Raw genomic sequence first — 24,716 nt, 5'->3', positions numbered from 1 at the left:
ACCCGAAATTACATCGAAGCCGGCACCGAAATTCCCAACCAGCCAAGCACCCGTTCCAGCTCCCGATAGCCTACGGCCGCGGTCGCCAGCAGCAGCTTCTTGCGTGACTCGTCGGTCTCGTTCAGCACGTGGTTGCGGTGGTAGAAGTTGTTGAACTCCTGCGCCAGTTGGAACGCATACCGAGCCACGATTGCAGGCTCTGCCGCGGCAATCGCCTGTTCCACCACGGTCGTCACACGAGACGCAATTAGCCACATCGCCCACAGGCTGTCTCCTGCTTCGCCCGTAAAGTATGGCGCGAGATCGAAGCCCTGCAGACCACGAATGGCGTCCTCGTGCGACACGCCCGACTTACGCAGAATGTTGGCCGCGCGCACCGCCGAATACTGCACATAGGGACCGGTCTCGCCCTCGAACGACAGTGCCTCGCGGAAGTCAAAGGCGATCAGCGTATTGCGCGTGAACTTCAGCATGAAGTAACGCAGGGCACCGATCGCAATCTTCTCCGCTGCGTCCTGCCGCAGCGCTTCCGCGTCTTCGGGATGCCGCGAATCCACCTCGGCCTTTGCGGCTGCAATCAGCCGATCGAGCAGGTCATCCGCCTTTACGCCAAAGCCCTTGCGACCGCTGACCTCGATGTAAGCGCGCTGCTTGTCTTCGTCGGAGAGGACGTAGCCCAGCTCCTCGGCACAGCGCGGCGTCAGCGCCACGAACTCATAGTTCACGTGCGTGTAGTGCTCCGCCGCTTCGGTATACCCCATGGCGCGTAGTGACTCCACCACGTTGGCTTGCGGATCGTTCTGCCGTGAGTCGATCACGTTGTAGATCGCCGTTGCCTGGCCGTAGTGCGGGTGCTTCTCTTCGCCATCCATCGTGCTGATCCAGCACGGATGCGTCGCGTACTCACGGAAGATCTTGTAGCCAAAGTCACGGCCCGGCAGCAGACCAAACTTCCAAAGGTGATACGCAATGTCCTTACCGACGTACGTCACGGTTCCGTTGGAACGAACGATGACCTTGGCGTCTTCATCGATCGCGCCCTCTTCGACGGCGTCCGCATTCGGGCGACGCATCACCCAGCAGCCCTTGTTCTTGCCTGCAGTCTCTTCGTACAGCACGCCACGCTCGATCATCAGCGTGCGCGCCGCATCCCAGAAGTGTCCGTGCAGGATCTCGCTCTCGCGCGGCAGGAAGTCGTACTCGATGCCGAGCCGCTCCATCGTCTCCAGGTGTCGCTCCAGCACAGCGGTCGCAACCAGGTCCGCAACCCGCGAGACCTCATTGTTCCCTTCCTCAAGCTCATGCAGCGTATCCAGCCGCAGCTTCTTGCGGGCTTCCTTCTCCGCAGGATCACTGTCGTACCACTGCGACACGCGCGCATACAGATCCCACATGAAGTAATCGACACGCTCGCCACGAGCGATCAGGCCACCGATCAGTTCATCCACCTGCTCCGGCGTCTTGCCTTCCAGGTGCAGCAGCGCAACGACCACATCTGCCACCTGAACACCCGTGTTGTCGATGTAGTTCTGCACCACCACGGGATAGCCGGACTTGTAGTCGTCCTTCTTCAACAACCGCGCAAAGGTATCGCCGAGAATGGCATTGCGCAGATGACCCACATGCGCAGCCTTGTTGGGGTTGATGCTCGTGTGTTCGATCAGCCGCAGGCCCTTGCCGCCAACGTCGGCATGCTCGCCCTTTGCGATCCGCCGAGCAGCATCCGCGCGATCCAGCTTGATGTTCAGGTAGCCGGCGCCCGCAACTTCCACGGCCGCAACGCCGTCCATGCCGCTCAACTCCGCAGCAAGCTCGGCCGCAATCATCTTTGGCGCCTTACGCAGACGCTTCGCCAGCTCGAACGCAACCGGTGTTGCGATCTCGCCAAGCGCAATCGTCGGCGGCTGCTCCGTCGCAATATTCGCGCCGGTAATGTCGTACTTATCCTTCAGCACCTGCTCCATTTTGGTGAGCAGTGCCTGTCTCTGTGTGCGGTACATAGTTTGATCTCGCGATGTTTCGGGAACTTAGTGCGTTTCGGGAACTTCCAGATCGACGGGAACGGCTGCCAACTCTTCCGTCAGCGGCTTGCTCATTGCGCCACGCGCGGCACGATGCACCAGGAAGCCAATGCCTCCCACTGCCGTGATGGCAAACCAGATCAGCACATGGACCAGCACCGCAAACAACGCGGCATCGTCCGCCATGGCGCCCTGCGACTGCATGGCCAGCTTAGCCGATCCTTCAAAAGGGCCAATGCCACCGGGCGCGCTCGGCAGCATAAACGACAGGTTGCTCAGCGACGCAGCAAGCCAAGGCCCGCGTACACCGGACTCGATGCCGACCATCTTCGCCGCCGAGATAAACAACACACTCTCGCAAAACCACACGGCCGAGGTAATCAGCACTAACCAAATACGATCGACAAAGGTAAGGTGAAGCACTGCGTCAAAAAGCAGACTGGCCCATTCGCCCAGCTTCTTCGTGCGTGGATGCTGACCAAAGCGAGCCACCAGCCCATGCGTGATCCGCTGCAACAGCCGCGTCCCGAAGAGCAACGCTCCCAGGCCTACGGCCGCAACCATCAGCAACACGATCGCCAACTCCTGCACACCCAGGCTGTGCCCATAAATGGTGTGCTGCGGGAAGCGCGAATCCGCACCCTGTAGCTCGACCACAAAAAAGGTGAAGAGCATGAAGATGTCGAGCAGCCGCTCCAGCAAAACAGTACTCAGCACCGTCGACGAAGGCGCATTCACATCCGGCGCATACGCAAAGATGCGCATAAAGTCGCCGATACGGAACGGCAGAATATTATTCGCAGCCAGGCTGGTCAGCAGCACGCGTACGCACGCACGATACGAAGCCTTGACCGGCCGCAGCATGTACCACCAGCGATAGCCGCGCAGAGCATAGTCACATACGATGAACGCAACAAAAACGCCGATCCAAACCGGGTGCGACAGCCGCATCTCGCGCAGCCGGTCCACCTTCAGATCACGAAGAACCCGCCAAAGAAAATAAGCAGAGATGGCAAAGCCCGGAATCAGCTTCCAATACTTCCGCGCTGTACTGACCTTTTCGTTCTGGCTCAAGCGGCGATCCTTCCGTCTGCGTTCCCACGGGCCGTAGACGGGCCAAGGTGTTGGGGGGACATCCCTCCGATTATACGGAGCCGATAAACCTCACTCGCACACGGGGAGGAACACCCTTAGCCACCGGGTCGGACCACGGTCATTCCAGCCGCAAGGTCATCGCCTCAAAGTCAACCGTGAAAGCGCGTGCCTGCCGAAGCAGATCCATACCCAGGTTGCCGGGAGCCCAGGCTCCGTTCCCATGTTCGGTGAAGACATGCGCCGGGCTAAGCGCCAGGCTCTTTCCGCCAAAGGCAAACGTGACCGATGGCAGCAGCAGCGAGGCGTTCACGACCTTCCCGCCAAGTCCCTCAAGTGCCCGCTCCTCAGGCTGGCCACTCTTCATCAGGTCCGGCAGAGCCTTCGCAAACGGCGGGTTCAGGTCCGTATCCACCGCGCCGGTGTCCAGCGTGAAATCCAGATGCATCCCTTCCACCAGCACATCAACGACGGGGCTTGAGTTGTGAAAGAGCATGTTGCACGTGTTGATATCCGGCTTACCGGCAGGAAGCCCAAACTCAAACCTGCCCTCTGGTGTCCAGCGAAAGGTCCGCATCGCAATCAGCAACGGCAGCCCGATGATCCCGCGCTCATTCTTCGGAGCATGGGTCCACGGCTCGCCCGAATCGGCAATTACCAGGAACGGCACATTCCGAAGATGAAGTCCGCCGATCCGCAGATCAGAGACAAGCGCCACTCTGAGTCCGGAGACACCGCGTCCACTGGAGTCGTTCATCTTCCCTTCGACAGGTTTCGCAAGGATGCCAAGCTCCTTCGCCTCGGACTCGCCCATGATCGAAATCGCAGCGCCCGTATCGAAGAAGAACTTCAGGTCCTTGCCATTCGCCTGGAACGGCAGCGAGAGGCTCCCCGGCTCGATCGCCATACTGGTCGGCTTCATCTCGACGACCGACATCTTCGGCAACTCATTCAGTGCCGTGAAGATCGAGAGCATACTCTTCGCATCCGAGGCGTTCGGGCTCTCGCGCAATGCCGCCACGATCTCTCCGTACCCCTCGCGGTACATGCCGTTCCGGAAGTACAGATTGCCCAACAGATCATGGGCCTCGTATGCCTCGTCCGAGTGTGGATCATGCTGAATGACCGCCTGCAGTTCCTTCGTCGCCGTTTGAACGCGGTTCGCCGATGCGTCAACAGCTCCCTTGTACAGGCGCGGCGCGCTGGAATGAGCAACGGCATCCCGCAGCGCAAAGACATGCTTCGCGTCGTAGGCCGCCTTCAGGGCCTCCGGGCTCTGCGCCTGCAAACCGTGCACCATGACTAGAATCACCTGTAAGGCGATCAGGGGTATCAGCCGCATGTGGTCTCCTGCATCTCATGTTGGAGCGGAACAAACCAACCATACTCGGGTTACCTGAAATCGACACTGCAATCTTCCGGCGTCGATCCAGTGATCCAAACCAGTTGAAGCAGACCCACGAGAGTTCATGGCAACCATCACACTCCTGCCCCAGGTAGACCAGTCGCAGCGCGACGGTCACACCCAGGGCACACAGTCTGCCCGACCGAGAACAGCGTGGTTCCTCCTCTGCGCCGTCCTTGCCTTCGGACTGCTGGGCTACCACCCCTTCGCCGAAGATGGCGGCATCTACGCAACGGGCGTCACCCTGCGGCTGCATCCGGAACTCTTCCCCACCGAGCGCAATCTTCCACACTCCTTCGCCATCGCTCACACCTCGCAGAGCCTCTTCGTCCCCTCGGTCGCACAGTTGATCCGTCTGCTGCACCTGCCGCAGGACTGGGCGATGCTGCTGCTCTTCGCAACGGCCTTGCTGGCCACGCTGCTCGCCGCTGGTTCACTGGCCCGCGCGCTCTTCCCTTCAATACGCGCACAGCGAGGTGCGGTACTACTGCTTGCCGTATCGCTCGGTCTACCGGTTGCCGGCACCTCGCTCTACCTGGCAGACCCCTACCTCACGGCCCGTTCGCTGTGGACACCGCTGGTGCTCTACGGGCTCTCGCTGCTGCTACGCTCCCGTGCACGCGCCGCGCTCCTCTGCCTCGTTGTGTCTGCACCGCTTCACCCCCTGATGACCGTTTGGGCGGCGCTGCTCTTTGCGACGGTCATGGCGCGCCGGTCAAACCGCCCGGCTGCCTGGACCGCAGGCCTGGCCGCCGCGACTCTTGCAGCCATGGCCACCCTCCAAGCATTCGCTCCGCCCGATTCCGGAGCCGTCCGGGCCGCATCCCTTAGCCGCGGCTACTGGTTCCTCGCACAGTGGGAGTGGTACGAGTGGGTCGGCCTCGTCGCAGCACCCGTCCTGCTGCTGCTCTTTGCCACTTGGAATCCGCTCCGTAAGCGGACCTCGCAGAGCGGCCGTGATCTCTGCCTGGCGCTGGTCATCGTCGCCGGCATCGTCACCGCAGCGGCGCTCCTGCTGATCCACCCCGGCGACGCCAGCCTGCTGCTGGCACGCATGCAGCCCCTGCGCATGCTGCATCCGCTATACCTGGTCTTCGTCCTCATGGCCGGTGGCCTGCTCGGCGATCTGCCGCAACGGCTGCGCTGTATGCCTGCGGCCGCATGCATCGCGGCCGGCATCGGCCTGCTCACCATGCAGCGCGGCATCTATGCGCACTCCGGCCAATGGGAACTACCCGGCGCCACGCCCGCAAACGCCTACGAACGGGCCTTTCTATGGGTTCGTGACAACACGCCTGTCGACGCCGTATTCGCAGCCGACGCCGACTACACCAAGGCTCCCGGAGAAGACGCGCAGATGTTTCGCGCTGTCGCGCAACGCACGGCGCTGCCCGACCAGGCAAAGGACGGCGGCATCGCCTCCGTCATACCCGCGCTCGCAGAGACGTGGAAACGCGAAAGCGATCTGCAAACCGGCCTGGCCACTGCCACCGATGCGCAGCGCCTCACATGGGTGCGGCCCCTGGGCGCAACCTGGCTGCTGCTGCCAGCGGCCGCGCAGACCGCCTTCGACTGCCCATTCCGCAACAGCGCCGCAAAGGTCTGCCGCCTCCCCTGACTGTTGCGGCGGCAACAAACAACAAAGGCATGGCGCGAGCCATGCCTCTGTTTCTGATCGTCGTGCGAGTTTTACGGGACCCGCAGCGGGCGCAACCCATCCAGCGGGAACAGGCCCGTCGGGTAATCTTCCGTCGGATACTGTGGCCGGAAGAGGTACCGCGCAAAGAAGCTCGGCTGCACCATTGTGAAGTTATTCGTATTGTTCGCGGAGAGCGCGCCGCCCACATACCAGTGCTCTGCAACGCGATAGCTGAACTGGCCGCCGATATTGAAGTTCGCACCCGTACTTGTGTTGCGCGCGACCTCGGCCGTCGTGCAGGTGTGCTGCGCAATCTGCGTCAGCGTGCAGCCCGAATAGGCGCCGCTCTGCTGTACCGGGTCCAGCGGAAACAGCTTCGCATTCTGTTCTTCGAACGTCTGGACACCCAGCGCACCCGAAAGCGAGTAATGGAAGTTGGTCTTGTAGTAGCCGTTAAACGTTACCGGAACCGAGCCCAGGAAGTAGACGTTCGGGCTGAAGTAACCACCGTTCCCGTAGCTCAGCGGTCGCTCGTTATGGGTGTAATGCATGCCGAAGAAGCTGCCGCCCACAGTCATCGAACCGACGCCCGGGAATTGCTTCACGCGGAAGTAAGCTCCCATCGTGCCTTCAATTTTCTTGTTGTCCAGCACGTGATATCCGGTGACCGTTCCGCCATCGCCCGAGATATAGAAACCTGATTTCTCATCGCCAAGATCAAACCGTGCGCCGCCGACAGTCGAGACCACGCCACCCCAGATATTGCCTTCAAAGACGGGCGTCGCTGATCCCGGGTCGCGCAGACCCGCAATCGACAATTGGGTATCCTTCACGGAGTCGCGCTCGCCGAACAGCGTCAGGTGATTAAACAGCCGGAAACGTGCGCGTCCGATGATGTTGCTGACAAGAAATTCGTACGGTGTGTAGCCGACGGAGATGCCGAAGTTGGTCCCGGAGATCTGAAACTCGCCGCCAACGCCCGAGTTGAACTGCGGCGCGGGCGCTGTGATGGCCGTGATCGGCAACGTACCCAGCACTGGCACAGCGGCAGTCGTGGGATCGACGCCCGTCAGGTCCAGCGTTCCGCTGTTCAGGAAGACAGCCTTCGGGATTACAGAGAAACGGACACGCCTGCCCGTAACGATCGTCGCTTCAAACGGGATCTCGTAGTCGAATAGACGCTCGACGCCGGCGCGGCCGCTGCGGTAACGCACGCTGCCCGTACCGCCCATCCATGCGCTGTAGCTGGCCTCCAGCGTCGCCAAGTCCAGCTCCGTCTGCTGCCGCTCAGTCAGCGGCGGGGGCGGAGCTGCACCATTCGGATCGTAGTTGCCGCGCAGCGGTGGGATGTTGCGCGCAATCAACTGCTCATCCGACGGGATCGGGCCAGTGCCGTTGTACGGCGGTAGATCGGGGTACGGCTGATTCGTCAGACCCGTGGGTGCGGCTGGATAGAAGATCGGCGCACCGGCGGGTCCAACTCCGGTCACTGCTGTGGCAGACCGCTGCCGAACCGGACGACGTGGCGCGCGGTGCGCGATCAAACCACCCGTCGGCCGCGGATACTGCTGGCCGTAGGCCTCTCCACCGCTCTGCGCGGTCTGGGGATAGCCGTTCGGCTGGGGCAACGTGGTCTGACCAGCCTGTGTGTTGTATTGCGGGGTGTAGCTGGATCCGCTGTTCGTCGGTTCCGTCGACGGAATGCTCGAAAGGCGCGACATTTGCCCCTGTCCCCGCGGTACGTACTGCGAGTTCTGCGCAACACCGTTGTCGATGTCCTCCGGCGGATTGCTCTGCCCCATCATGCTGCGCGGATCCGACTGGCGGCGACGCGACGCAGCAGCCTCTGCCGCAGCAATCTCCGGATGGACCGATGTGCCAGACCTTGGAGCGACACGCGTATTGCGGGCATTCTTCATGGTCGAACCATTGCGCAACGTCGTCGAGTTCACTTCACTCGCCGAATAACTGACCATCGGCCGCCCGTTCGCCTGGCTGGGCGCCACGTAGGGGATGTAAGGTCCGTAGACTTCGCCGTTGAACTGACCGGTCTGCGCGCCATCGCGTCGCGGTCCGGTCGCAAGGAAGCTCGCATCGTCCACGACCTGCGCCTGCTGCACACTGCGACGTACCTGCTCCTGCTGATAGGCCAGGTAAGGCTCCGGCTGCTGGTTCACAGCCATATCTGCTGGCGGCAGATCACGCTCAGTCGAAAGTGGTGCGTAGGCACCCGGTATGGGCAGCGAATCGCTCGCTGTAAGCGTCTGGTTCGCGGGACGTGCTGTCACCTCGGGCGGCGCAAAGTTCTGCGAAACACCTGGATAGATCATGTAACCGCCGGCGGGCGTCGTCGACGGATCGGGCGGTGCGTAGTCCCGCAGACGCTGCGTCGTGGGCGTCTGCCGCACCGTCGAATTCGGATTGGCCATGTATGCCGGCACCGCGGGTGCACCGGACGACGGCAGCGCATAACCTCCCTGTCCGGCCGAACCCGGCATCGCGCTTCCCGCACCTACCTGCACCGGCGCCTGGCCGTATGCGTTCGTCATGCTGGGCAGATAGGGACGCGCAGGCGCCTGCGTCATCCGCGTGCCATCCGCATTGCGATCTTCCTGCCCCGGCGCCAGCAGCGACGCAAGGTCCTGCGCCGAAGTCGGGCTGGGCAGCGCGCGCGGATTCAGCGCAACCGGCTGGTTCAGGATGTACGCCAGCTCTGACCCCGGGTCGGCCGGCGGCATCGCTGCCAGCGAAGCCTTGTAGTAGTCAGCCGCACGTCCGCTGTCACCACGAGCCTGCTCAAACTTCGCGGCCAGGCCCAGCATCTGTCCGTCACGCGGATACTGGTTCAACCCGTAACGTAGCCAGGTCTCCGCATCCTTCATGTCGTTAGCGGCCAGTCCCGCACCCACCGCAGCCTTGTAGTCCGCGGCGGAGCCGGTCGTCATGTCCTGCGACTTGAAAATTGCCACTGCCTGCTTGGGCAATCCTGCGCGAAGATAGCCGCTCGCAAGGGCTTTCACAACACCCGGATTATCCGGAAACGCCTTCGCCGTTGCATTCAGGATCGCAAGCGCACGCTTCTCATTACCGGCAGCAGCAGCCTGGTTCGACCGCCGAACCGCCCACATCGCCCAGATCGTCTGCACCGTGCGGCGCTGCTCATCGCTCAGGTCAGGACGGCTGCCAAGCACCAGCAACTGGCGATACAGGCCCGTGTCGTTCTGGCCGTTGAAGAGCAAATACGCATTCTGAATATCGATGTCAGCCGGCGGAGTGGCATGCTGCGCAATGTAACGCTGCTGCACGCGGTTCAAGAAGACCATCGCCTGCTGCGGCTGCCCCAGACCGTTATAGATATTGCCGATCGACTGCAGATACTCGACGTCGCTCTCCAACGTCTTGCGCGTCGCCGGCGGAATCTGCTGGATCTGCGCCAGCGCATCGCGGTCGCGATTCGCCGCATGCAGCGATCCCAGCAGGCCCTTCCACGCATCCACGCGGTCCGGGTTCTCACTCAGAATGCGCTGGTAGATCGGAAACGCATGTGCCCCGTCGTTGCGTTGCAGGTACAGACCCGCAAGCTGCAATTGCAGATTGACCGGCACCTTTTGCCCGGTGGTATTCTCCCGCGCAATGGCGCGTTCCAGAAGGCTCTGCGCAATATCGTATTTGCTCTGCGAACCGTAGATCGCGGCAGCCGTCCCAAGGAATCCGGGTTCGCGCAATGCCTGCTCGTAGACCTCGGGCGGCATGCTTTCCAGCGCCTGCAGCGCAGCCGCTTCGTTGTGCATCGCATGCTGCGCGTTGACCAATCCCTCCCAGGCCAACGTATTCGTCGGGTCCATGGAGAGCACCTGGCGATACAATCCCGCAGCCTGATCGATGTGGTTCGCCTGCAGCAGCAGGCTCGCGTACTGCAACTGCGTATCCGACTTCACGCCCTGCGCGCCGGTCGGGAATGGCAGATCCAGCGCGGACCGTAACACACGCTGCGCATCCGCATCACGGCCAACCGCGCTATAGGCCGAAGCCAGCGTCCGCAGGAAGTCCGGATCGCGCATCAACTGCGCACGAAGATTCGCCGGCAGACGACGCTCTGTCTCCAGGGCACGCTGCGAATTGCCAGCCTGATACTCCGACATGAACAGACCGCGCCAGCCTTCGATCGCAGCCGGCTTCAGCTTGACGTACTCCGCATAGTAAGGAGCCGCAGCTTCAGCCTGCTGTGCCTTCGCCAGCGTTCCACCCAGTCCCAACAGAGCCTCAGGACCATTGGCGCGCAGGGTCAGCGCCTGTCGGTACTCCTGCTCTGCCGTCGTCAGGTCGTTCTCGTTCAGGGCGGTGCCGCCCTCCTGGATCAGGAAGAAGTAGCGCGCCGTCGCCAGGTTGCTCTCCAACCCCTTATCGGTCGCGCCGTCCTGCTTCGCCTGCTCCATGAAGCTGATGGCGCCGCCAAAATTCTGCTGATTCATCCGCACATAGCCCATACCGGCCAGTGCCCGCGGATCGTTCGGATCCTTCGCCAGCAGTGACTTGAATCGCTCCTCGGCTTCGCTGAACCGCTTCGCATTCAGCGCTACATACGCTGCGTTCTCTTCGATGTTGTGCTGGCGAGCCGCCAGCGATGTGGCAGGATCATCCGACACACCGGCACCGTAACCACCCTCACCCGAGCGCCGATTCGCAGCCGCGCTGCGGGCCGTTGCGCGCTGTGCCGCTTCGTTCCTTGTCAGGGCTTCCTGCAGTTGCGGATCGCGGTGCTTCTGCAGATAGCTGCGGATGTCTCCGGAACTCGCCGGATTCTGCGCATCCCAAACCAGCGACTGCTTCAACGCTTCCGTCGCCTGCGGATCGTTCGGATGACGCTCCAGGAAACGGCGGCCCTCGGAACGTGTCTTCGGGCTGTAAGTCAGAATGCGGCCAAGCGCGATCTGGTAACGCGAATCCTGCGGATACCTGTCCACCATCGACCGCAGACCCGCAACCGCATGCGGACGTCCCTCTTCAGTGGCAGCTTCCGTCTCGTAATAAGCCAGCGCCCACTCACCCTGCGGCGGTGCGGGTCCGAAGACCTGCCGATAGATCTTCATCGCCTCGGCATAATTGCCCGCGGCGGCCATCTTGCCGGCCTGCTGCAGCTGCGAAAGCTGCGCACCCTGCGCCATCACACTCTCTGCGCGGGCGATGCCGGGATCTTTGGGATTAATTGCCTTCAGCCGTTGCAGGTAAGTATTCGCAAGCGCCTGGTTGTTGGCCATCTTGGCCGAACGTGCAAGTCCGCCAAGTGCATCCGTATTATTCGGATCGGCCAGCAGCACCTGCTGCCACGTCTGGGCAGCCATATCCATCCGTCCGCGCGACTCCAGCGAACGAGCCTTCTCGAGCAAAGCCTGCGTGGCCACATTGCTGCTCGCAGAAGGAGCCTGCGCCTGCCCCGGCACAGCACCGCTTCCGCCGAGCAAGACAGCGCTCAGCAGCAACAGTGTCTTCCGGGATGGGTTCCTGCCTGCCATGCGTCACGCCTTTGTACCGATACTCTGCCGGTACGTTTCGTACAGCTTTCCCCGGTCTATACACCGGGTGTTCCTCAGAATCTTACCCTTTTCCTGCCGCTGTCACCTGCTTTTTTCCAGCGGTTACTCATTGGCTAACAGCACCTTGACGGCGTCACTTCCACTTCACCTTCAGCTTGCCGTCGCGGTCGAACTTGAACCGACCCTCCGTCCAGCCATTCGAAAACATCGCCAGGTTCTGGTCATAGTAAAGAGGTGTGCGGCCATACAGACCGCTCGCCGAGTCCACACTCGCAGCCATCCGATTCGCCTGCGCGGTCGCCTGATCCTTGTGTCCCACAGCCAGCAGGTACGGAATCACAGCAGCCGAAAATCCAACCGGCCCATCGGCATTCACGACTGTTCCAGCAGCATCCACCTGCATCGGCGGCGTCACCGTACTCTCCATCAAACGGGCCATCCCGCCCACGGACTGCAGCGACCGCTGCACAACCGCCGTCCCCTTGTCCGCCATACCCAGCCACAGATACACGCGAATCGACTCAAATCCACCCACCGGTGCAACGGTCGTGTTACCCGCAGCCAGATCCGTTGGCGACACGGACGGGACCGTCTTTGCACCGGAGAGAACCCAGTCCATGGCAAAGCCGCTGGGTGCGGACGCCGCAATCAATCGCGGCAACGCGTCCAGCGCGGCCTCCCACGGCCCCGACGGCTGCTCCGCCTTCAGCCGTGCCAGCACCTGCGGCGGCGAATAGCTCGGATTCAGAATCATCGTGTTCGGCTGCGGTTTGAATCCCGTCGGACCGGGCAGCAACACCGTTCCCAGCGACGGGGAAACCGCCACCTCAGTGTGCGCAATGCGGTCCATCATCACATCGCCCAGCTTGGTCAGGCGGTCGTCCTTCCAAAGGCGCCCCGCTTCCAGCAGGTCATACGCCATCCAAAGATCCGCATCGCTGGCCGAGTTCGTATCCAGCGGCTTCCACTCGCCATCCGGCGACTTGCCCCAGTTCCACGCAGGCAGGCGCGCCGTAAGGTCGCCGCCCGCCAGGTTGTCCTCTGTCCAGCGCAGCAGCTTGTCGAACGTAGGCCGGTCGTTGACGACGAGTGCAAAGAACATGCCGTACGCCATGCCTTCGCTGGTTGTCTTCTCGTTCGCCCCCGGGCTGTGATCGATCACGCGTCCGGAACCGTCGATAAACCTCGCGCGGTACTGCTGCCAAAGCGGCCAGGGCACCTCCGCACGGCATCCCGTCTGGAGCGACAAGGTACTCAGCGCAATCGCCACGGCAACCCACCGGCGCCATCCCCACTTATTCCCTGCCTCGCCCAGCATTAGTCCTCTCCCTGCAACCTCAACCGCGCGCGCCGCCGCAGAGCCACTCGAATCAGTGCCGCCAGCAGAATGCACGCAACGATGACCAGCAGTACAACGGATGCAGGAAATTCAGCAAAGAACATCTGCAGGCGCGTCAGAATCGACAACGAACCCACCTTGTACACATCATTGCCGATGCGGTATGACGCAAACTGCGTGCCGTGCAGCACGCTCACGGACTGCGAGATGTCGGACGTGCCGCTCACCTGCAGATACGTCGTCAGGAACGCCGGAACAACCGAGTGGTCGCGCAGCGCAATCGTCACCACCGACCGGTTCGACCGCGCCGGCCACTCGATGCCTTCAATCAACGCATCCGGCAGAGATCCCGAAACTTCCAGCTCCGCAGATTGCACATGATCCGAAGAACGCACCTTCCACCACGCATGTTCCAGCGGTGCGAAGAAGCCCTGCGTATCCGAGATCTTCACGCCGCTCGTGCTGATCTGCACCGGCAGATGACTGTTCAGCGTCGAGAACGCCGTCTGATCCTCAACGGTGCCAATCACGATGTAGTCCTTCTTGCCGTCAGCCTTCAGACCGTCGGGACCAGCCACGGTGACGTCGATCGCCGGATAACCGGTCGCCGCACCAAAGTGGCCCAGCATCGTCAGGAACATCTCGATCTCGTCCACGCCCGGATTATCCGGCAGCACCACCGTCGTCTCGGACAGATCCTTGTACCGCGTGAACGGGAAGCCGGCATTGCTGAACAGCTCAAGATCCGGCAGAACCGCCAGGTGCGGTATGCCCCGGATATCCAGGTACGAGTCCTTCACAATGGACCCCTGCAGATTCAACGGCGCCGTGTCCTGGCACTTGTTCTTCTTCGCAATCTGAAAGACGAACTTCAAACTCATCGTCTGCGAGAACGGCCTCATGTTCACCCGCGGAATCGGGATCTCCGTCTCCAGCCGTGCACTCGCCTTGTCCGCATGCGGCATCGGCGTCGATGAGACGTACGCAGTGTTCATGTACACCTGCAACGTGCTCTCATTTGCCAGCGGCACCGGGTTATAGCGGTAGTCCATATGGAAGAGCACGTTCGCCCGCGAGCCGTAATACAGATCCGGTGGCAGCCGCATGAAGATGCCCACCGGCACCGATCCATCGCCCTGTAGATCTCCCTGGTTCATCAGTTGGCCGACGTCCGTGATCTTCTCGGTCGACATCCAGCGCGGTGCATCGTCCGGCTCGCTCTTCTCCGGATGCCGCAGGGTCACACTCACCTGGTTGCCCTGCCACATATCGCGCGACAGGCTCAAAGCCTGTGCAGCCGTTACAACATCGCTGGCGGAATCGCCCGTCAACACCAGCACCTTGCTGTACGGGTCCGACGGATTCGTCCGCATCGCAACCGTCGGTCCTCGCGTTCCCTGCACATTCAGCGACGCCGGTAGCTCGCCCGCGTTCTCGCTGATCACGATCACATTGCCCCGCGGAATCTGCCCCAGCGAAACCGGGAACCGCACATTGCGATAGTCCGTCAGCACTCCGAAGTAACTGGCCACAATGCCTGCGGCCTGCATCGCCTTCGTCGACGGCTGGTTCAGAAACACGATCGGCACTACCGGGTGCAGATTCACAGCGGCGTCGTAGAACGGCAGCGGCAGCAGCTTCAGGTCGTCCTGTAGCGGCAGCAGATTTCCCGTCAACTCGATCGAACTGGTGTTGTCCACATGTGACCACAGCGTGGAGTGCGAGGGATCCTCGCACTGCAGCGTGTAATGCCCAATGAACTCAAACGTGATCTGGTTGTCGCGCACCAGCATCTCGGCCGGCATCTCCAGCTTCGCTTCCAGCAGCGCATTGTTCTCGCTCACGCGCCGCACGGAGAGCTTCTGGCTCTCTGCCACCTTCTGCTCCGGCGAAAGATCCGCAGGCAGCCCGGCGTAGTCCGGCTGCGCCGTCACCGGCAGCGTCGCAAAGAGCGTGCCGTTGATCGACACCTTCAAGTGACTCATCGCCGGCAACAGACCCGGCGAAAAGTGATATCGCAGATGCAGTGTCGCCGTCTTCACCACCTGCGTCTGCGGCACGGCAAAGTACTGCGAGTGATACGCGTCCACGCCGCGCAACACGATCGTGTCCGCTGCGCCGACATCCTGCAACGTAAATACATTGTCGAACTGCCCGGCAGGCATCACCTTCGCAACCGGTGCAGGTCCGGCAACGGTACCGCTCGAAACCGGTTGCGGCACATTTGCCGACGGCAAAGACTGTGCGTACGCAGACCGCACCGGCGCCATCAGGCCAAGTCCAAGCGCAAGGATCAATCCAAGTGGAGCGATGCTGGTAGCCAGCTTCGTCTTTGCCGCGGCTCGTACGCCGCCGCCATTGCTGTTTTTCATCAGGCCCCGTGCCGTCTCTCTCAGACCAACTACTGCAAGCTTCATAATTCGCCACAGGCTCTTCAACGGCCTGTCTGCATCACGCGCTTCGCCCCATCCCAGCCACGTATCCGCGCGGGAGTACAGCACCTGCGTCAGCGCCTCTTCTTCCGGGATCGACAGCGGATCGAACTGCGCGCGAAGCTCTGTGCCGTTCACACGCACGATCGTCGCCGGCAGCGATTCCTCACCATCCAGTACGGGGAACTGGATACGCACAGGCTCGCCGCCGCGCAGGCCCGCAGGCAGATCTGTCTCCATCATCACGCCGCCGCTGGACACGTCCGCGGTTACGCCCGTGATCAGCGTGCCGTCCGCCAACTGGATCGTCGCGGGCACCTGCATGGTCACACGCACCGTCTGCCGCCGCTGCTGGTTCTCCCACGCAACGCCGCACGCAACACCCAGGATCAGCGTATTAAACAGCGTCCAGATCACGTTCATTACGATCGTGCCCGGGTGAGCGCCGTCATACATATTCGCCGGGACGTTCAGCAGCGGCGCCAGGAATCCACCCTGTACCGACGGAAAGTGCCAGTACCGCGGAATCGCACACAGCATCCCGATGAAGTTGAACCCAAGCATCGTCAGAAACGGCAACGCAATCCGCGAATCGAAGAATCGCCGGCTCACAACGCCGCCCTTTGCCGTCACGTTGAACGAACCCAGCTTCGGATTCACGATCGCCATAAACGTTGGCAAAAAGATGTACGGCGCCAGCACTGTCTCGTAGATCTCGTTCCAGAACGAGTGACGATGCTGTCCCTGGATGCGTGAGTTCGTCATCGACGACAGCACAAGGTGCGGGAACGCAAAGGCCAGAATCGCAGCCCAGTAACCCGGCACATTGGTGTGACCCAGAACCAGGTAGATCAGCGGCGCAAACAGGAAGATCAGCCGCGGCAGACCGTACAGAAAGTGCGTCATCGCGTTGAAGTAACAGAGACGCTGCATGGGCTTCAGGCCCTTCGCAAACAGCGGGTTGTCCGTCCGCAGAATCTGGATCATGCCACGCGCCCAGCGGATGCGCTGCTTCACGTGGCCGCTCAGCCGCTCCGTCGCCAGGCCGGCCGCCTGCGGAATGTTGATGTACGCCGTGTTCCAGCCATTCATCTGCATACGCAGACTGGTATGCGCATCTTCCGTTACGGTCTCGACGGCAATGCCGCCAATCTCATCCAGCGCCGTGCGACGCAATACCGCGCACGATCCGCAGAAGAACGTTGCATTCCAGAAGTCGTTGCCATCCTGCACAATGCCGTAGAACAGTTCGCCCTCATTCGGAATGGTGCGGAACTGCCCCAGGTTGCGCTCAAACGGATCGGGCGAATAGAAGTGATGCGGCGTCTGCAGCATGCCCAGCTTCTGGTCGCGCAGGAACCAGCCCACCGTTACCTGCAGAAACGACCGCGTGGGCACATGGTCGCAATCAAAGATGGCAACCAAAGGCGCCTTCAACCGCTTCAGCGCGCGGTTGATGTTGCCCGCCTTCGCATGGTGGTTGTCTTCGCGCGTCATGTAACCAATGCCGGCCTCTTCGCAGAAGATCCGGAACTCTTCCCGCTTGCCGTCGTCCAGCACATAGACGTTGATCTTGTCGGCTGGCCAGTCGATATGCATCGCTGCAAGCGCCGTGTAACGCACCACGTTGAGCGGTTCGTTGTAGGTCGGGATCAGCAGATCGATCTCGGGCCAGTCGTTCGGATCATCCGGCAGCGGCACCGGCGTGCGGCGCAGCGGCCACAGTGTCTGGATATATCCCAGGTACAGGATCGCGAAGGCATACGCCTCCGCCAGCACCAGCGTAAAGATGAAGAACGCATCCAGACCGCCCCACTGCGACGACGGATCCTGGAAAAACTTCACCACCGTAGACAGTCGCCAGTAGGCGTAACGAAACGTGGAGTAACAGGACGCCATCATCAGCGTCAGCGTAATCAGGTAGCTGGACGACGAACGGTCCATCCACACTGCAATCAGAACGGATACGACACCCAGCACGGCCTGCTGCGGCCATGTCAGCTCCAGCGCGCCGGCGTACAGCAGGACGCCCACGGATGCGACCACAACGACTACGCGGAGTACGGTTAGTAAAACGTTATCGCCACTCTCAAACTGCTTCCAGAGTCGCGTTTGTGTCATCGTTCGCTCCAGCGGATGCGGCGTATACCAACGCGCGCAGGCGCTGCCAGGTTGCGCACCCACTCAGCCAGGTGTATGTAGTCCTCGGTCACCGGAGATTCCGGCGCATAGTCGATCACGGTCATCCCTTCTGCAAGCGCTTCGGCTACAGACTGTGACCGCCGGATCATCACGGGCAGCAGACGGTTTCCAAGCTGCTGACGCAGCACTTCGCGCACGTCCAGGTGCAACGGCAGCGAAGCATCAAACTGGTTCAGAACATAGTAGGGGGAAACCGGCTGTCCTTCACTATCTTGGGTACCTGCAAAGAAACGTTCTACGCTTCGAATGCTCAAAACGGAATTCATGTCCGGCGCAATCGGCACCAGCACGCGGGAGTTAAGTTTTGCCAATCGGCGCGCAAGCCATGCGCTGGATCCGTTCAGATCCAGCAGAACGCGCTGTGTTCCCTTGCTGTGCCGGCTGATCTCTTCCACCAGGTGCGCTTGCCCGGCATCGTCTGCAGCAAGACGGTCGGTCTCATAGTTGACCATGTACACCGTCGCGTCCGGACTTCCGGGCGGCGGTGAAAAGGTACGCACGACGTCCGGCCGCAATTCGCGCGCGCCGAAGTAATACGGCAGCAGCCCGTGCGATGTCGTATCCGCCAGCAGCACCTTCTCACCGGCGGACGACAATGCACGTCCCAGGGTCGCGACCAGGCTCGTCTTACCGACACCACCGGCCAGCGCAACGATGGACAGCATGGGCGCGTCCGTCTCGCTGGAAGTGCGGATCTGCGGCGGAGGATCCGCGATCGGCTCCACATTCGATCCCATCAGCCCCTTCAGAGCGAACCAGCGCGCAGCCACACGCTCACGCGACTGTTGCAAGGTATCTGATTCCGGCAGCGCCCGGCCACCAGAACGATCCTCGCGATCGCGCAGAGCCGACTCACCCGGGGATTGGCTCTGCCCATACTCGCGCAAGTCCTCACGCGCTTGCTCATCACGCTGCGCATATCGCGCCCGCGTGCGGTCATTCTTTTCTTCCAGATCTGCGGCCCGGGCTGCAGCGCGGTACTCGCGGCTGCTGTCCAGCAACGATGGAATCCCGCGAGAAACGGACGACCGCTCATAACGGCGGCGCTCGACACGAGGCCACTCGCCTTCCACGGCCGGACCCAGGTCCGCCCGATCATCGGCCCCCGACGCGGCCGCCGCATCGCGTTGCGGCACAGGCTTCATCGCGACCTCACGCACCGATGCACGCTCACGCGGCGCAGCCGAGATCTCACTCGCAGTGTGGCGAACCGACGAAGCCTCATCGCCCTCTTCGCGATATCCGCTGCGGTCACGCATGGGCGCAAGATCACGCATCGGCGGCAGATCGCGCATCGGGGTCAGATCGCGTAGCGGCGGCAACTTGTCCACGGAAGGCCGCTCGCTCAGCGGACGCGGATTCAGTTCGCCATCGTCGGGCAGGCTGCTCGGCACTTCCCCCATCCCACCCGCCGCGGAACGTGAGCTACGGTCTTCGCGGCGCCGCTCGGCAGCCTCTTCCCGTCCGCGCTCTTCGGTGCTCTCACGATAGACACGGCCATTCTGGCGGTCCTCGTGATCCTCGCGCAGTCCCTCACGGTCAGGCGTCGGACGCGTGTCCGCGCGCGCACCACTCCTGTCGTCACGCTCGTCGTTACGTTCCAGATACGCTGAGCGTGCGGGACGATCGTTCGTCGATCGCGGCGTCACATCGGTGGAACGTGCCAGAAACCGCTCAAACGCATCGCGCTCGCGACGGCGTCCCTCAATTTCACGGTTCTCATCGTCGCGGCTGACCTGCTCGGCCAGCTTATCGGCCGCTCGGGCCTCACGTCCCAACCACGCCGGACGCTCTTCCCGTCCACCGGAGTAGTCGCCCGACGATCGCGCATGGGCAGCAGTAGTGGGCTGCGGACGGTCATCGTAGTGTGTCCGTGTCGCGCGTGGAGCTGGTCCCTCCCGATCCGGCAAACGGCTCGCATCGTGGCGCACAGCGCGGGCATCTTCCGGGTCATAGCTGGGGCTCGGTGCGGGAGCGGATGGATAGTCGAACCGATCGCCGCTCTCGGCCTCAGAATCCTGACGCGCACGCTCGCCATAGGATTCCGCCAAATAGGACTCATCCGAAGTGCGCGGGTGGCGCGTCGTCCGCGCCTGCATATCGGTGACGCCCTCCCGCCGGCGGCCGCGGGAACTCTGCTCCATTGTCTGCATCGAACCCGAATCGGAATCTTCCGAACGAGCGACACGGCGACCGTCGCTCTCGGCAGACGATCGCGGATCCGGGTTACGCGGCAAAATGTGCTTGTCGCCCGGCGCCACTGCATTCTGCTGCATATCCTTCGGCGTCTCGGGACGGACCTCCATCGCGGGCTCCGTCTCGCGATAGATCGAACGGCCACCTGCACTCGGACGGCCATGGTGACCGCCGCCGGTGGCGAACATACCAATACCCTCGTCGCTGCGACGCGACTCCTCCCTGCGCGCATCGATCTCCGCACCGCTCTCGCCGCGGGCACGATAGTACGACTCCGCAATCTTTCGCTCGGACGACACGCGTTGCGGCACGGAACTGCGAACACCCTTACCCGGCGCAAACGCACCCGGCTCCAGCGGACCGGCGTAGTAGTACGGATCGGCGATCTCACCCGGAACCACGTCTGCCATGCCGCGCTGCTGGGCACGCCAGCGCGCATCGGCCTCCGCATAACGCGCAGACTGCTCCTCCGCACGGCGGCGAGCCTCTTCCATCTCGCGCTCAGCCTGCTCCAAAGCCAGCCGAAGCTCCTCGGCCGTCTCCACATGCTTCTTTGCCGCCAGGCGCTCCTGCTCCGCGCGCTGCTCCGCGCCACGAATCTTCTCCGCAGCCTCCGGCGACACACCCGCCTCGTCTGTCTTCGACTCCAGCAGCCGCGCCGCTTCCAGCTCCTTTTCAGCTTTCTCTTCCAACTCGCGAGCAGCCTCTAACTCAACCTGGCGCTGCGCCTCCACCATACGGTGCCGCTGCTGCGCCCGGTACTCACGCCGCGATGCGGAAAAGTCACGGTACTTACCTCCATGGACATTCGCCCACGTGTACAGAACCGCAACATCTTCCGGCGTCTCCGGCGTCTGCGCCAGCTCTCCGTCTTCTTTGGGATTCGTCGCGAACTCGTCCATGTCTTTCCTACTCCCCACGCGTCACTGACGCGCTGTACTGCGATCGGCGGTATCCGATGCATCGGTCGACACAGATACGGCCGCAAAGGACCGTGACCCCGCCGCTAAGCGGCCGGCTGCTTCAACCTGCAAATGCACTTCTGGTGGTGCGGGATGTGAGCGCTAGGCAGAGGCTACGTCCGCCACGTGGCCAAGTCAATAAAGCTCTTTGGTACTTCTGTGGGATGCCTGCACGAATCCGTAAACCACGCCACAACAAAGAGATGTCCGGGGCCAAATCGGGACAGCAACACTCTGCCAAGGCTGCGTCCCCTCTTTCCGGTCTCCCTCCGAAGAAGGACCAGAAAGAAGGAATCACAAGGGGTGTGGTGAGAGCGCTGGGGCTCGAACCCAGGACCAGCGCCTTAAAAGGGCGATGCTCTACCAACTGAGCTACGCTCTCATGCCGTGTTCAAGAATACCCTACGAAGCCGGTGGAAACCACGAAGCCCCAACCACTCAGCTTCCAGCGCCCTCGACCATGCGCTTCACAATGTTCGAAGTTGAGAAGCCCTCGACCGTCGGCACAATCTCCACGCGACCGCCCGCAGCCATCACATCCTCATGGCCCACGACCGTCTCCACGCGATAGTCGCCACCCTTCACCAGCACATCCGGCTTCATCGCCCGGATCAGCTTCAGCGGCGTCTCCTCGTCGAACAGCACCACCATGTCGACCGAACCCAGCGCAGCCATCACCTTCGTCCGCTCGTTCTCTCCTACGATCGGCCGCGACGGCCCCTTCAACTCACTCACAGAACGATCCGTGTTCATACCCACGATCAGCTTCGACCCAAACCGTCTGCAATCTTCCAGCAGCGTGATGTGGCCAATGTGGAGCAGGTCGAAGCACCCGTTCGTAAACACGATGCTCTCGCCCGAAGCGCGCCACTCTGCCACGCGCGAAACCGCCCGATCGAAGTCCAGCACCTTATCCGCCGACGCAATGCCGCTCGACATCGTCAGCTCCGCCACAATCTCGTGCGCTGCCACCGGCACCGTACCCAGCTTCGCCACCACAATGCCCGCGGCAACGTTTGCCAGCTCCACCGCGCTATCCACCGCCAGCCCGCCCGCCAGTCCCGCCGCCAGCGTTGCAATCACCGTATCGCCCGCGCCAGAAACATCGAACACTTCACGCGCACGCGCCGGCGAATGGATCTCTTCCAGCAGCCCATCGTGCCGCAACACACGAATGCCCTTCTCGCTCATCGTCACCGTCAGGAAGTCGATGCCCAGTGCCGGCAGCAGGTCACGCCCCGCCTGCAACAGTTCGCCCGTGCGATGCGCATCCACACCCGTCGCCGCGCTCAGCTCCTGCAGGTTCGGACAGATCGTCGTCGCACCTGCATACTTCGCCAGGTTGCGCGTCTTCGGATCCACCAGTACCGGAATCCCCTTCGCCCGCGCCGCACGGATCACCGTCCCGCAAAGCCCCTCGCTCAACGCGCCCTTCGCATAGTCCGACAGGATCACCGCATCCGCACCCGCGACCGCATCCAGCGCCTTGGCACGCAGCGACGAATCCGCATCCGGCGGATGCATCTCCCGGCTCTCCACATCGATCCGCAACAACTGCTGCGTCCGGCTCACCACGCGTGTCTTTGCGATCGTCGGCAACTCCGACTCCACCAACCCCGACGCATCCACACCCGCCGCCGCCATCAGCTTCCGTAACTCGCCGGCATGGCTGTCATCGCCGACAAAGCCAGCCAGCGTCGTCTGCAGGCCCAGCCCTGCAAGATTCATCGCCACGTTGGCAGCGCCACCCGGCCGCGAATACTCTCGCGCCTGCCGCAGCACCGGCACCGGAGCCTCCGGCGAGATCCGCTCCACATCGCCCACGATGTAGCGGTCGATCATCACATCGCCCACCACCAACACACGCAGCCGGCTGAAGCCTGTCTCCAGCAGCCGCAACACCGCATCCCGATCCGCAATCACGCGATGGCTCCCTGACGAAAGAACTCGTCGTACTTCGGCATTAAACGCTCCGTCGTGTAGTTCTCTGCGTTCCGCATGCCTTCGGCCCGCAGTACTGCCCGCTCACTCCAGCGAAGCGCTATCTCGGCAGCAGCAGCCGCCGGGTCCGCAGGAGCGATCAGCAGTGCCGTCTCGCCCGCGATCTCACGCATCGGATCACGATCCGACGTGACCACCAGCGCGCCGCAGCACTGCGCCTCGATGATGGGCCAGCCGAACCCCTCCTGCAGCGAGGGAAACAGCATTGCGGCGCAACCCGTGTACAGCGCCTCTACCTCGGCATCGCTCGGGTTCTTCAACTCCACCACGGCATCCCCCAGGCCCAGCGCAAGCAGCGCGGCGTGCATCTCGCCGTTCCAGTCCTTCCCCGCCATCACCAGCCGCATCGCGGCAAAGTCAGAACGCTGTCGCAGCTCCGCAAAGATCCGCAACACACCAACGCGATTCTTGTACCACTGGTTCCCACCCACATGCAGCAGGTAGGCCTCGCCCTCGGCAAGGCCGGCACGCGTACGGATCGCCTGCACCGCATCCGCGCTCGCAGGTGCAAACGCGCGATTCAGTGGATTGTGGATCGTCACGATCACGCCATCCGCACCCAGCGCTCGCAGACCCCGTTCCGTCGCGTGCGAGACGCAGATCACACGCCGCGCCTTCACCAGGTGCTTCCGGATCCAGCTCTGCTGCACGCGCCCCGTCAACGAAACCCGTCGGCCCACATCGGCCATACTGTGCTGCTGCAACGCAGCCTCCACCGCCAGCAGATCATGGCAGGTAATGCTCGACCGCGCCGCGTCCACGTGCGGTAGGTACATCGAGTTGGAATGGTCGCACACATGCACCCAGTCCCAGCCGCGCGCCACAGCCCGAAGTTGCAACGGAAAGATCAGGTACTTGTCGATGTAGCCGAGCCACTTGCCCACGACCCCACGGTCGTACACACGTGTCGCAAACGGCTGTGGTGCAATCACCCGCACCTCGTACCCACGGGCTTTCATCTCGCGGCACAGCAGATCGGAATAGCGCAGCATGCTGTTCTGTCTGTCCGGCGCGTAATTCCCAATGAGTAGTAGCCGCATGAGTGTCCAGCATACCAATGCGGCCAGACAGCCTCTGGGGAGTGTCTACAATGGCATGGAATGCCTGAGCACCCACAGCCGCATGAGACACCGCTCCCGTTCACACCGGCGATCCTCGTCGAGGAACAGGACGGCGCAACGCATCGCTGGCATAGCGACGCCGGCAACCGGCAGGATCTCGATGTCCCCGCAGACCTCTCACCACGCGAGATCGCGCAGCGTCTGCACGCGGCCAACTTCACCCTGTGGCACCTCGAAGATGAAGCCCGCGATCCCAACGCGACCGACCGCACCATCGTGCAGTGCAAGCGCTTCATCGATCGCACCAACCAGCAACGCAACAATCTCGTGGAACGCCTGGATGAATCTCTGCTCGATCGTCTGCAGCAGAACGGGACTGCACCGCTGCACTCGGAGACGCCCGGCCAGATCGTCGACCGCCTCTCCATCCTGTCGCTGAAGATCTATCACACACACGAAGAAGCAGAGCGCGCCACTGCCTCCGCGGAACACCGGGAACGGAATCGGCAACGCCTTCGTATACTCACCGAACAGCGCGACGATCTTCGCGATGCACTCACACTTCTCTTCCACAACATCGCCGATGGCAAGGTACGCTTCCGCCTCTATCGACAGATGAAGATGTATAACGATCCAGACCTCAATCCTGTCCTTTATGCCGCATCGGAACGCAGCTCAAAGACCGCCTCTTGACCTTGGGTCCTGGGTACCGTATAACGCATAGCGAACACCGTTCCCCCAAACAATGGCTTCTGGACGTAAGCCGTAAGAATCCATCTGCCGACCAGGAACCTAAAAATGCCAGTTGCAAAGACCGCCGCAAAAGCCGGTA

At 62.2% G+C, this 24,716-nt stretch carries 11 protein-coding genes and 1 tRNA gene; 2 read left to right on the top strand and 10 right to left on the bottom strand.

The annotated features are described in order from the left end of the window. Positions 1 to 8 precede the first annotated feature (8 nt). The 3 genes from TERRO_RS07085 to TERRO_RS07075 all read right to left on the bottom strand — a co-directional run bounded on the left by TERRO_RS07085 (position 9) and on the right by TERRO_RS07075 (position 4,455). Complete coding sequence (locus TERRO_RS07085; RefSeq protein ID WP_014785315.1) at positions 9 to 2,000, bottom strand: arginine--tRNA ligase; 1,992 nt, start codon at positions 1,998 to 2,000, stop codon at positions 9 to 11. A 27-nt stretch (positions 2,001 to 2,027) separates the two neighbouring features. Next, on the bottom strand, positions 2,028 to 3,095 hold the full coding sequence (locus tag TERRO_RS07080; RefSeq protein WP_014785314.1) for a lysylphosphatidylglycerol synthase transmembrane domain-containing protein: 1,068 nt from the start codon (positions 3,093 to 3,095) through the stop codon (positions 2,028 to 2,030). 139 nt (positions 3,096 to 3,234) lie between these two features. Beyond that, a complete protein-coding gene (locus tag TERRO_RS07075; RefSeq protein ID WP_014785313.1) occupies positions 3,235 to 4,455 on the bottom strand; it encodes an aspartyl protease family protein in 1,221 nt (406 codons plus the stop codon). A gap of 127 nt (positions 4,456 to 4,582) precedes the next feature. Here TERRO_RS07075 and TERRO_RS07070 point away from each other — a divergent pair, with 127 nt between their 5' ends. Then, the gene (locus TERRO_RS07070) at positions 4,583 to 6,136 is read left to right on the top strand and encodes a hypothetical protein (protein ID WP_014785312.1); all 1,554 of its coding nucleotides are present in this window, start codon (positions 4,583 to 4,585) and stop codon (positions 6,134 to 6,136) included. Positions 6,137 to 6,207: 71 nt separating this feature from the next. Here TERRO_RS07070 and TERRO_RS07065 read toward each other — a convergent pair whose 3' ends face one another. The 7 genes from TERRO_RS07065 to TERRO_RS07035 all read right to left on the bottom strand — a co-directional run bounded on the left by TERRO_RS07065 (position 6,208) and on the right by TERRO_RS07035 (position 23,815). After that, complete coding sequence (locus TERRO_RS07065) at positions 6,208 to 11,670, bottom strand: cellulose synthase subunit BcsC-related outer membrane protein (protein ID WP_014785311.1); 5,463 nt, start codon at positions 11,668 to 11,670, stop codon at positions 6,208 to 6,210. A gap of 154 nt (positions 11,671 to 11,824) precedes the next feature. Further along, positions 11,825 to 13,009, bottom strand: coding sequence for a cellulose synthase complex periplasmic endoglucanase BcsZ (bcsZ, locus tag TERRO_RS07060; RefSeq protein ID WP_014785310.1), 1,185 nt, complete (start codon positions 13,007 to 13,009; stop codon positions 11,825 to 11,827). Beyond that, positions 13,009 to 17,583 (bottom strand): UDP-forming cellulose synthase catalytic subunit, encoded by a 4,575-nt coding sequence (bcsA, locus tag TERRO_RS07055; protein ID WP_014785309.1) that lies wholly within the window; start codon positions 17,581 to 17,583, stop codon positions 13,009 to 13,011. Before bcsA ends, bcsZ begins: the two co-directional genes overlap by 1 nt. Next, positions 17,580 to 20,762 (bottom strand): cellulose synthase operon protein YhjQ/BcsQ, encoded by a 3,183-nt coding sequence (locus TERRO_RS07050; RefSeq protein WP_014785308.1) that lies wholly within the window; start codon positions 20,760 to 20,762, stop codon positions 17,580 to 17,582. Before TERRO_RS07050 ends, bcsA begins: the two co-directional genes overlap by 4 nt. A gap of 366 nt (positions 20,763 to 21,128) precedes the next feature. Further along, positions 21,129 to 21,204, bottom strand: a tRNA-Lys gene (locus tag TERRO_RS07045). A gap of 56 nt (positions 21,205 to 21,260) precedes the next feature. After that, a complete protein-coding gene (gene rfaE1, locus TERRO_RS07040; protein ID WP_014785307.1) occupies positions 21,261 to 22,745 on the bottom strand; it encodes a D-glycero-beta-D-manno-heptose-7-phosphate kinase in 1,485 nt (494 codons plus the stop codon). Further along, positions 22,742 to 23,815 carry a glycosyltransferase gene (locus tag TERRO_RS07035; protein WP_169315293.1) on the bottom strand — a complete coding sequence of 358 codons (1,074 nt, stop codon included), beginning with the start codon at positions 23,813 to 23,815 and terminating at the stop codon, positions 22,742 to 22,744. Before TERRO_RS07035 ends, rfaE1 begins: the two co-directional genes overlap by 4 nt. Before the next feature lie 108 nt (positions 23,816 to 23,923). Between TERRO_RS07035 and TERRO_RS07030 the strand changes: the two genes are divergently transcribed. Then, entirely contained in the window at positions 23,924 to 24,577 is a 654-nt protein-coding gene (locus tag TERRO_RS07030) for a DUF4254 domain-containing protein (RefSeq protein ID WP_014785305.1), read from the top strand. Positions 24,578 to 24,716 lie beyond the last annotated feature (139 nt).

This window comes from Terriglobus roseus DSM 18391 (genome assembly GCF_000265425.1).
Lineage (GTDB): Bacteria > Acidobacteriota > Terriglobia > Terriglobales > Acidobacteriaceae > Terriglobus > Terriglobus roseus.
Note: the sequence above shows the minus strand (reverse complement) of the source record. Positions and strands in the feature narration are given on the sequence as shown.

Excerpts from the sequence above, each read along its gene's own strand:
- TERRO_RS07085 (WP_014785315.1), bottom strand. The coding sequence starts at position 2,000 with ATGTACCGCACACAGAGACAGGCACTGCTCACCAAAATGGAGCAGGTG.
- TERRO_RS07075 (WP_014785313.1), bottom strand. The coding sequence starts at position 4,455 with ATGCGGCTGATACCCCTGATCGCCTTACAGGTGATTCTAGTCATGGTG.
- TERRO_RS07070 (WP_014785312.1), top strand. The coding sequence starts at position 4,583 with ATGGCAACCATCACACTCCTGCCCCAGGTAGACCAGTCGCAGCGCGAC.
- TERRO_RS07065 (WP_014785311.1), bottom strand. The coding sequence starts at position 11,670 with ATGGCAGGCAGGAACCCATCCCGGAAGACACTGTTGCTGCTGAGCGCT.
- bcsZ (WP_014785310.1), bottom strand. The coding sequence starts at position 13,009 with ATGCTGGGCGAGGCAGGGAATAAGTGGGGATGGCGCCGGTGGGTTGCC.
- bcsA (WP_014785309.1), bottom strand. The coding sequence starts at position 17,583 with ATGACACAAACGCGACTCTGGAAGCAGTTTGAGAGTGGCGATAACGTT.
- TERRO_RS07050 (WP_014785308.1), bottom strand. The coding sequence starts at position 20,762 with ATGGACGAGTTCGCGACGAATCCCAAAGAAGACGGAGAGCTGGCGCAG.
- TERRO_RS07035 (WP_169315293.1), bottom strand. The coding sequence starts at position 23,815 with ATGCTGCGCTATTCCGATCTGCTGTGCCGCGAGATGAAAGCCCGTGGG.
- TERRO_RS07030 (WP_014785305.1), top strand. The coding sequence starts at position 23,924 with ATGCCTGAGCACCCACAGCCGCATGAGACACCGCTCCCGTTCACACCG.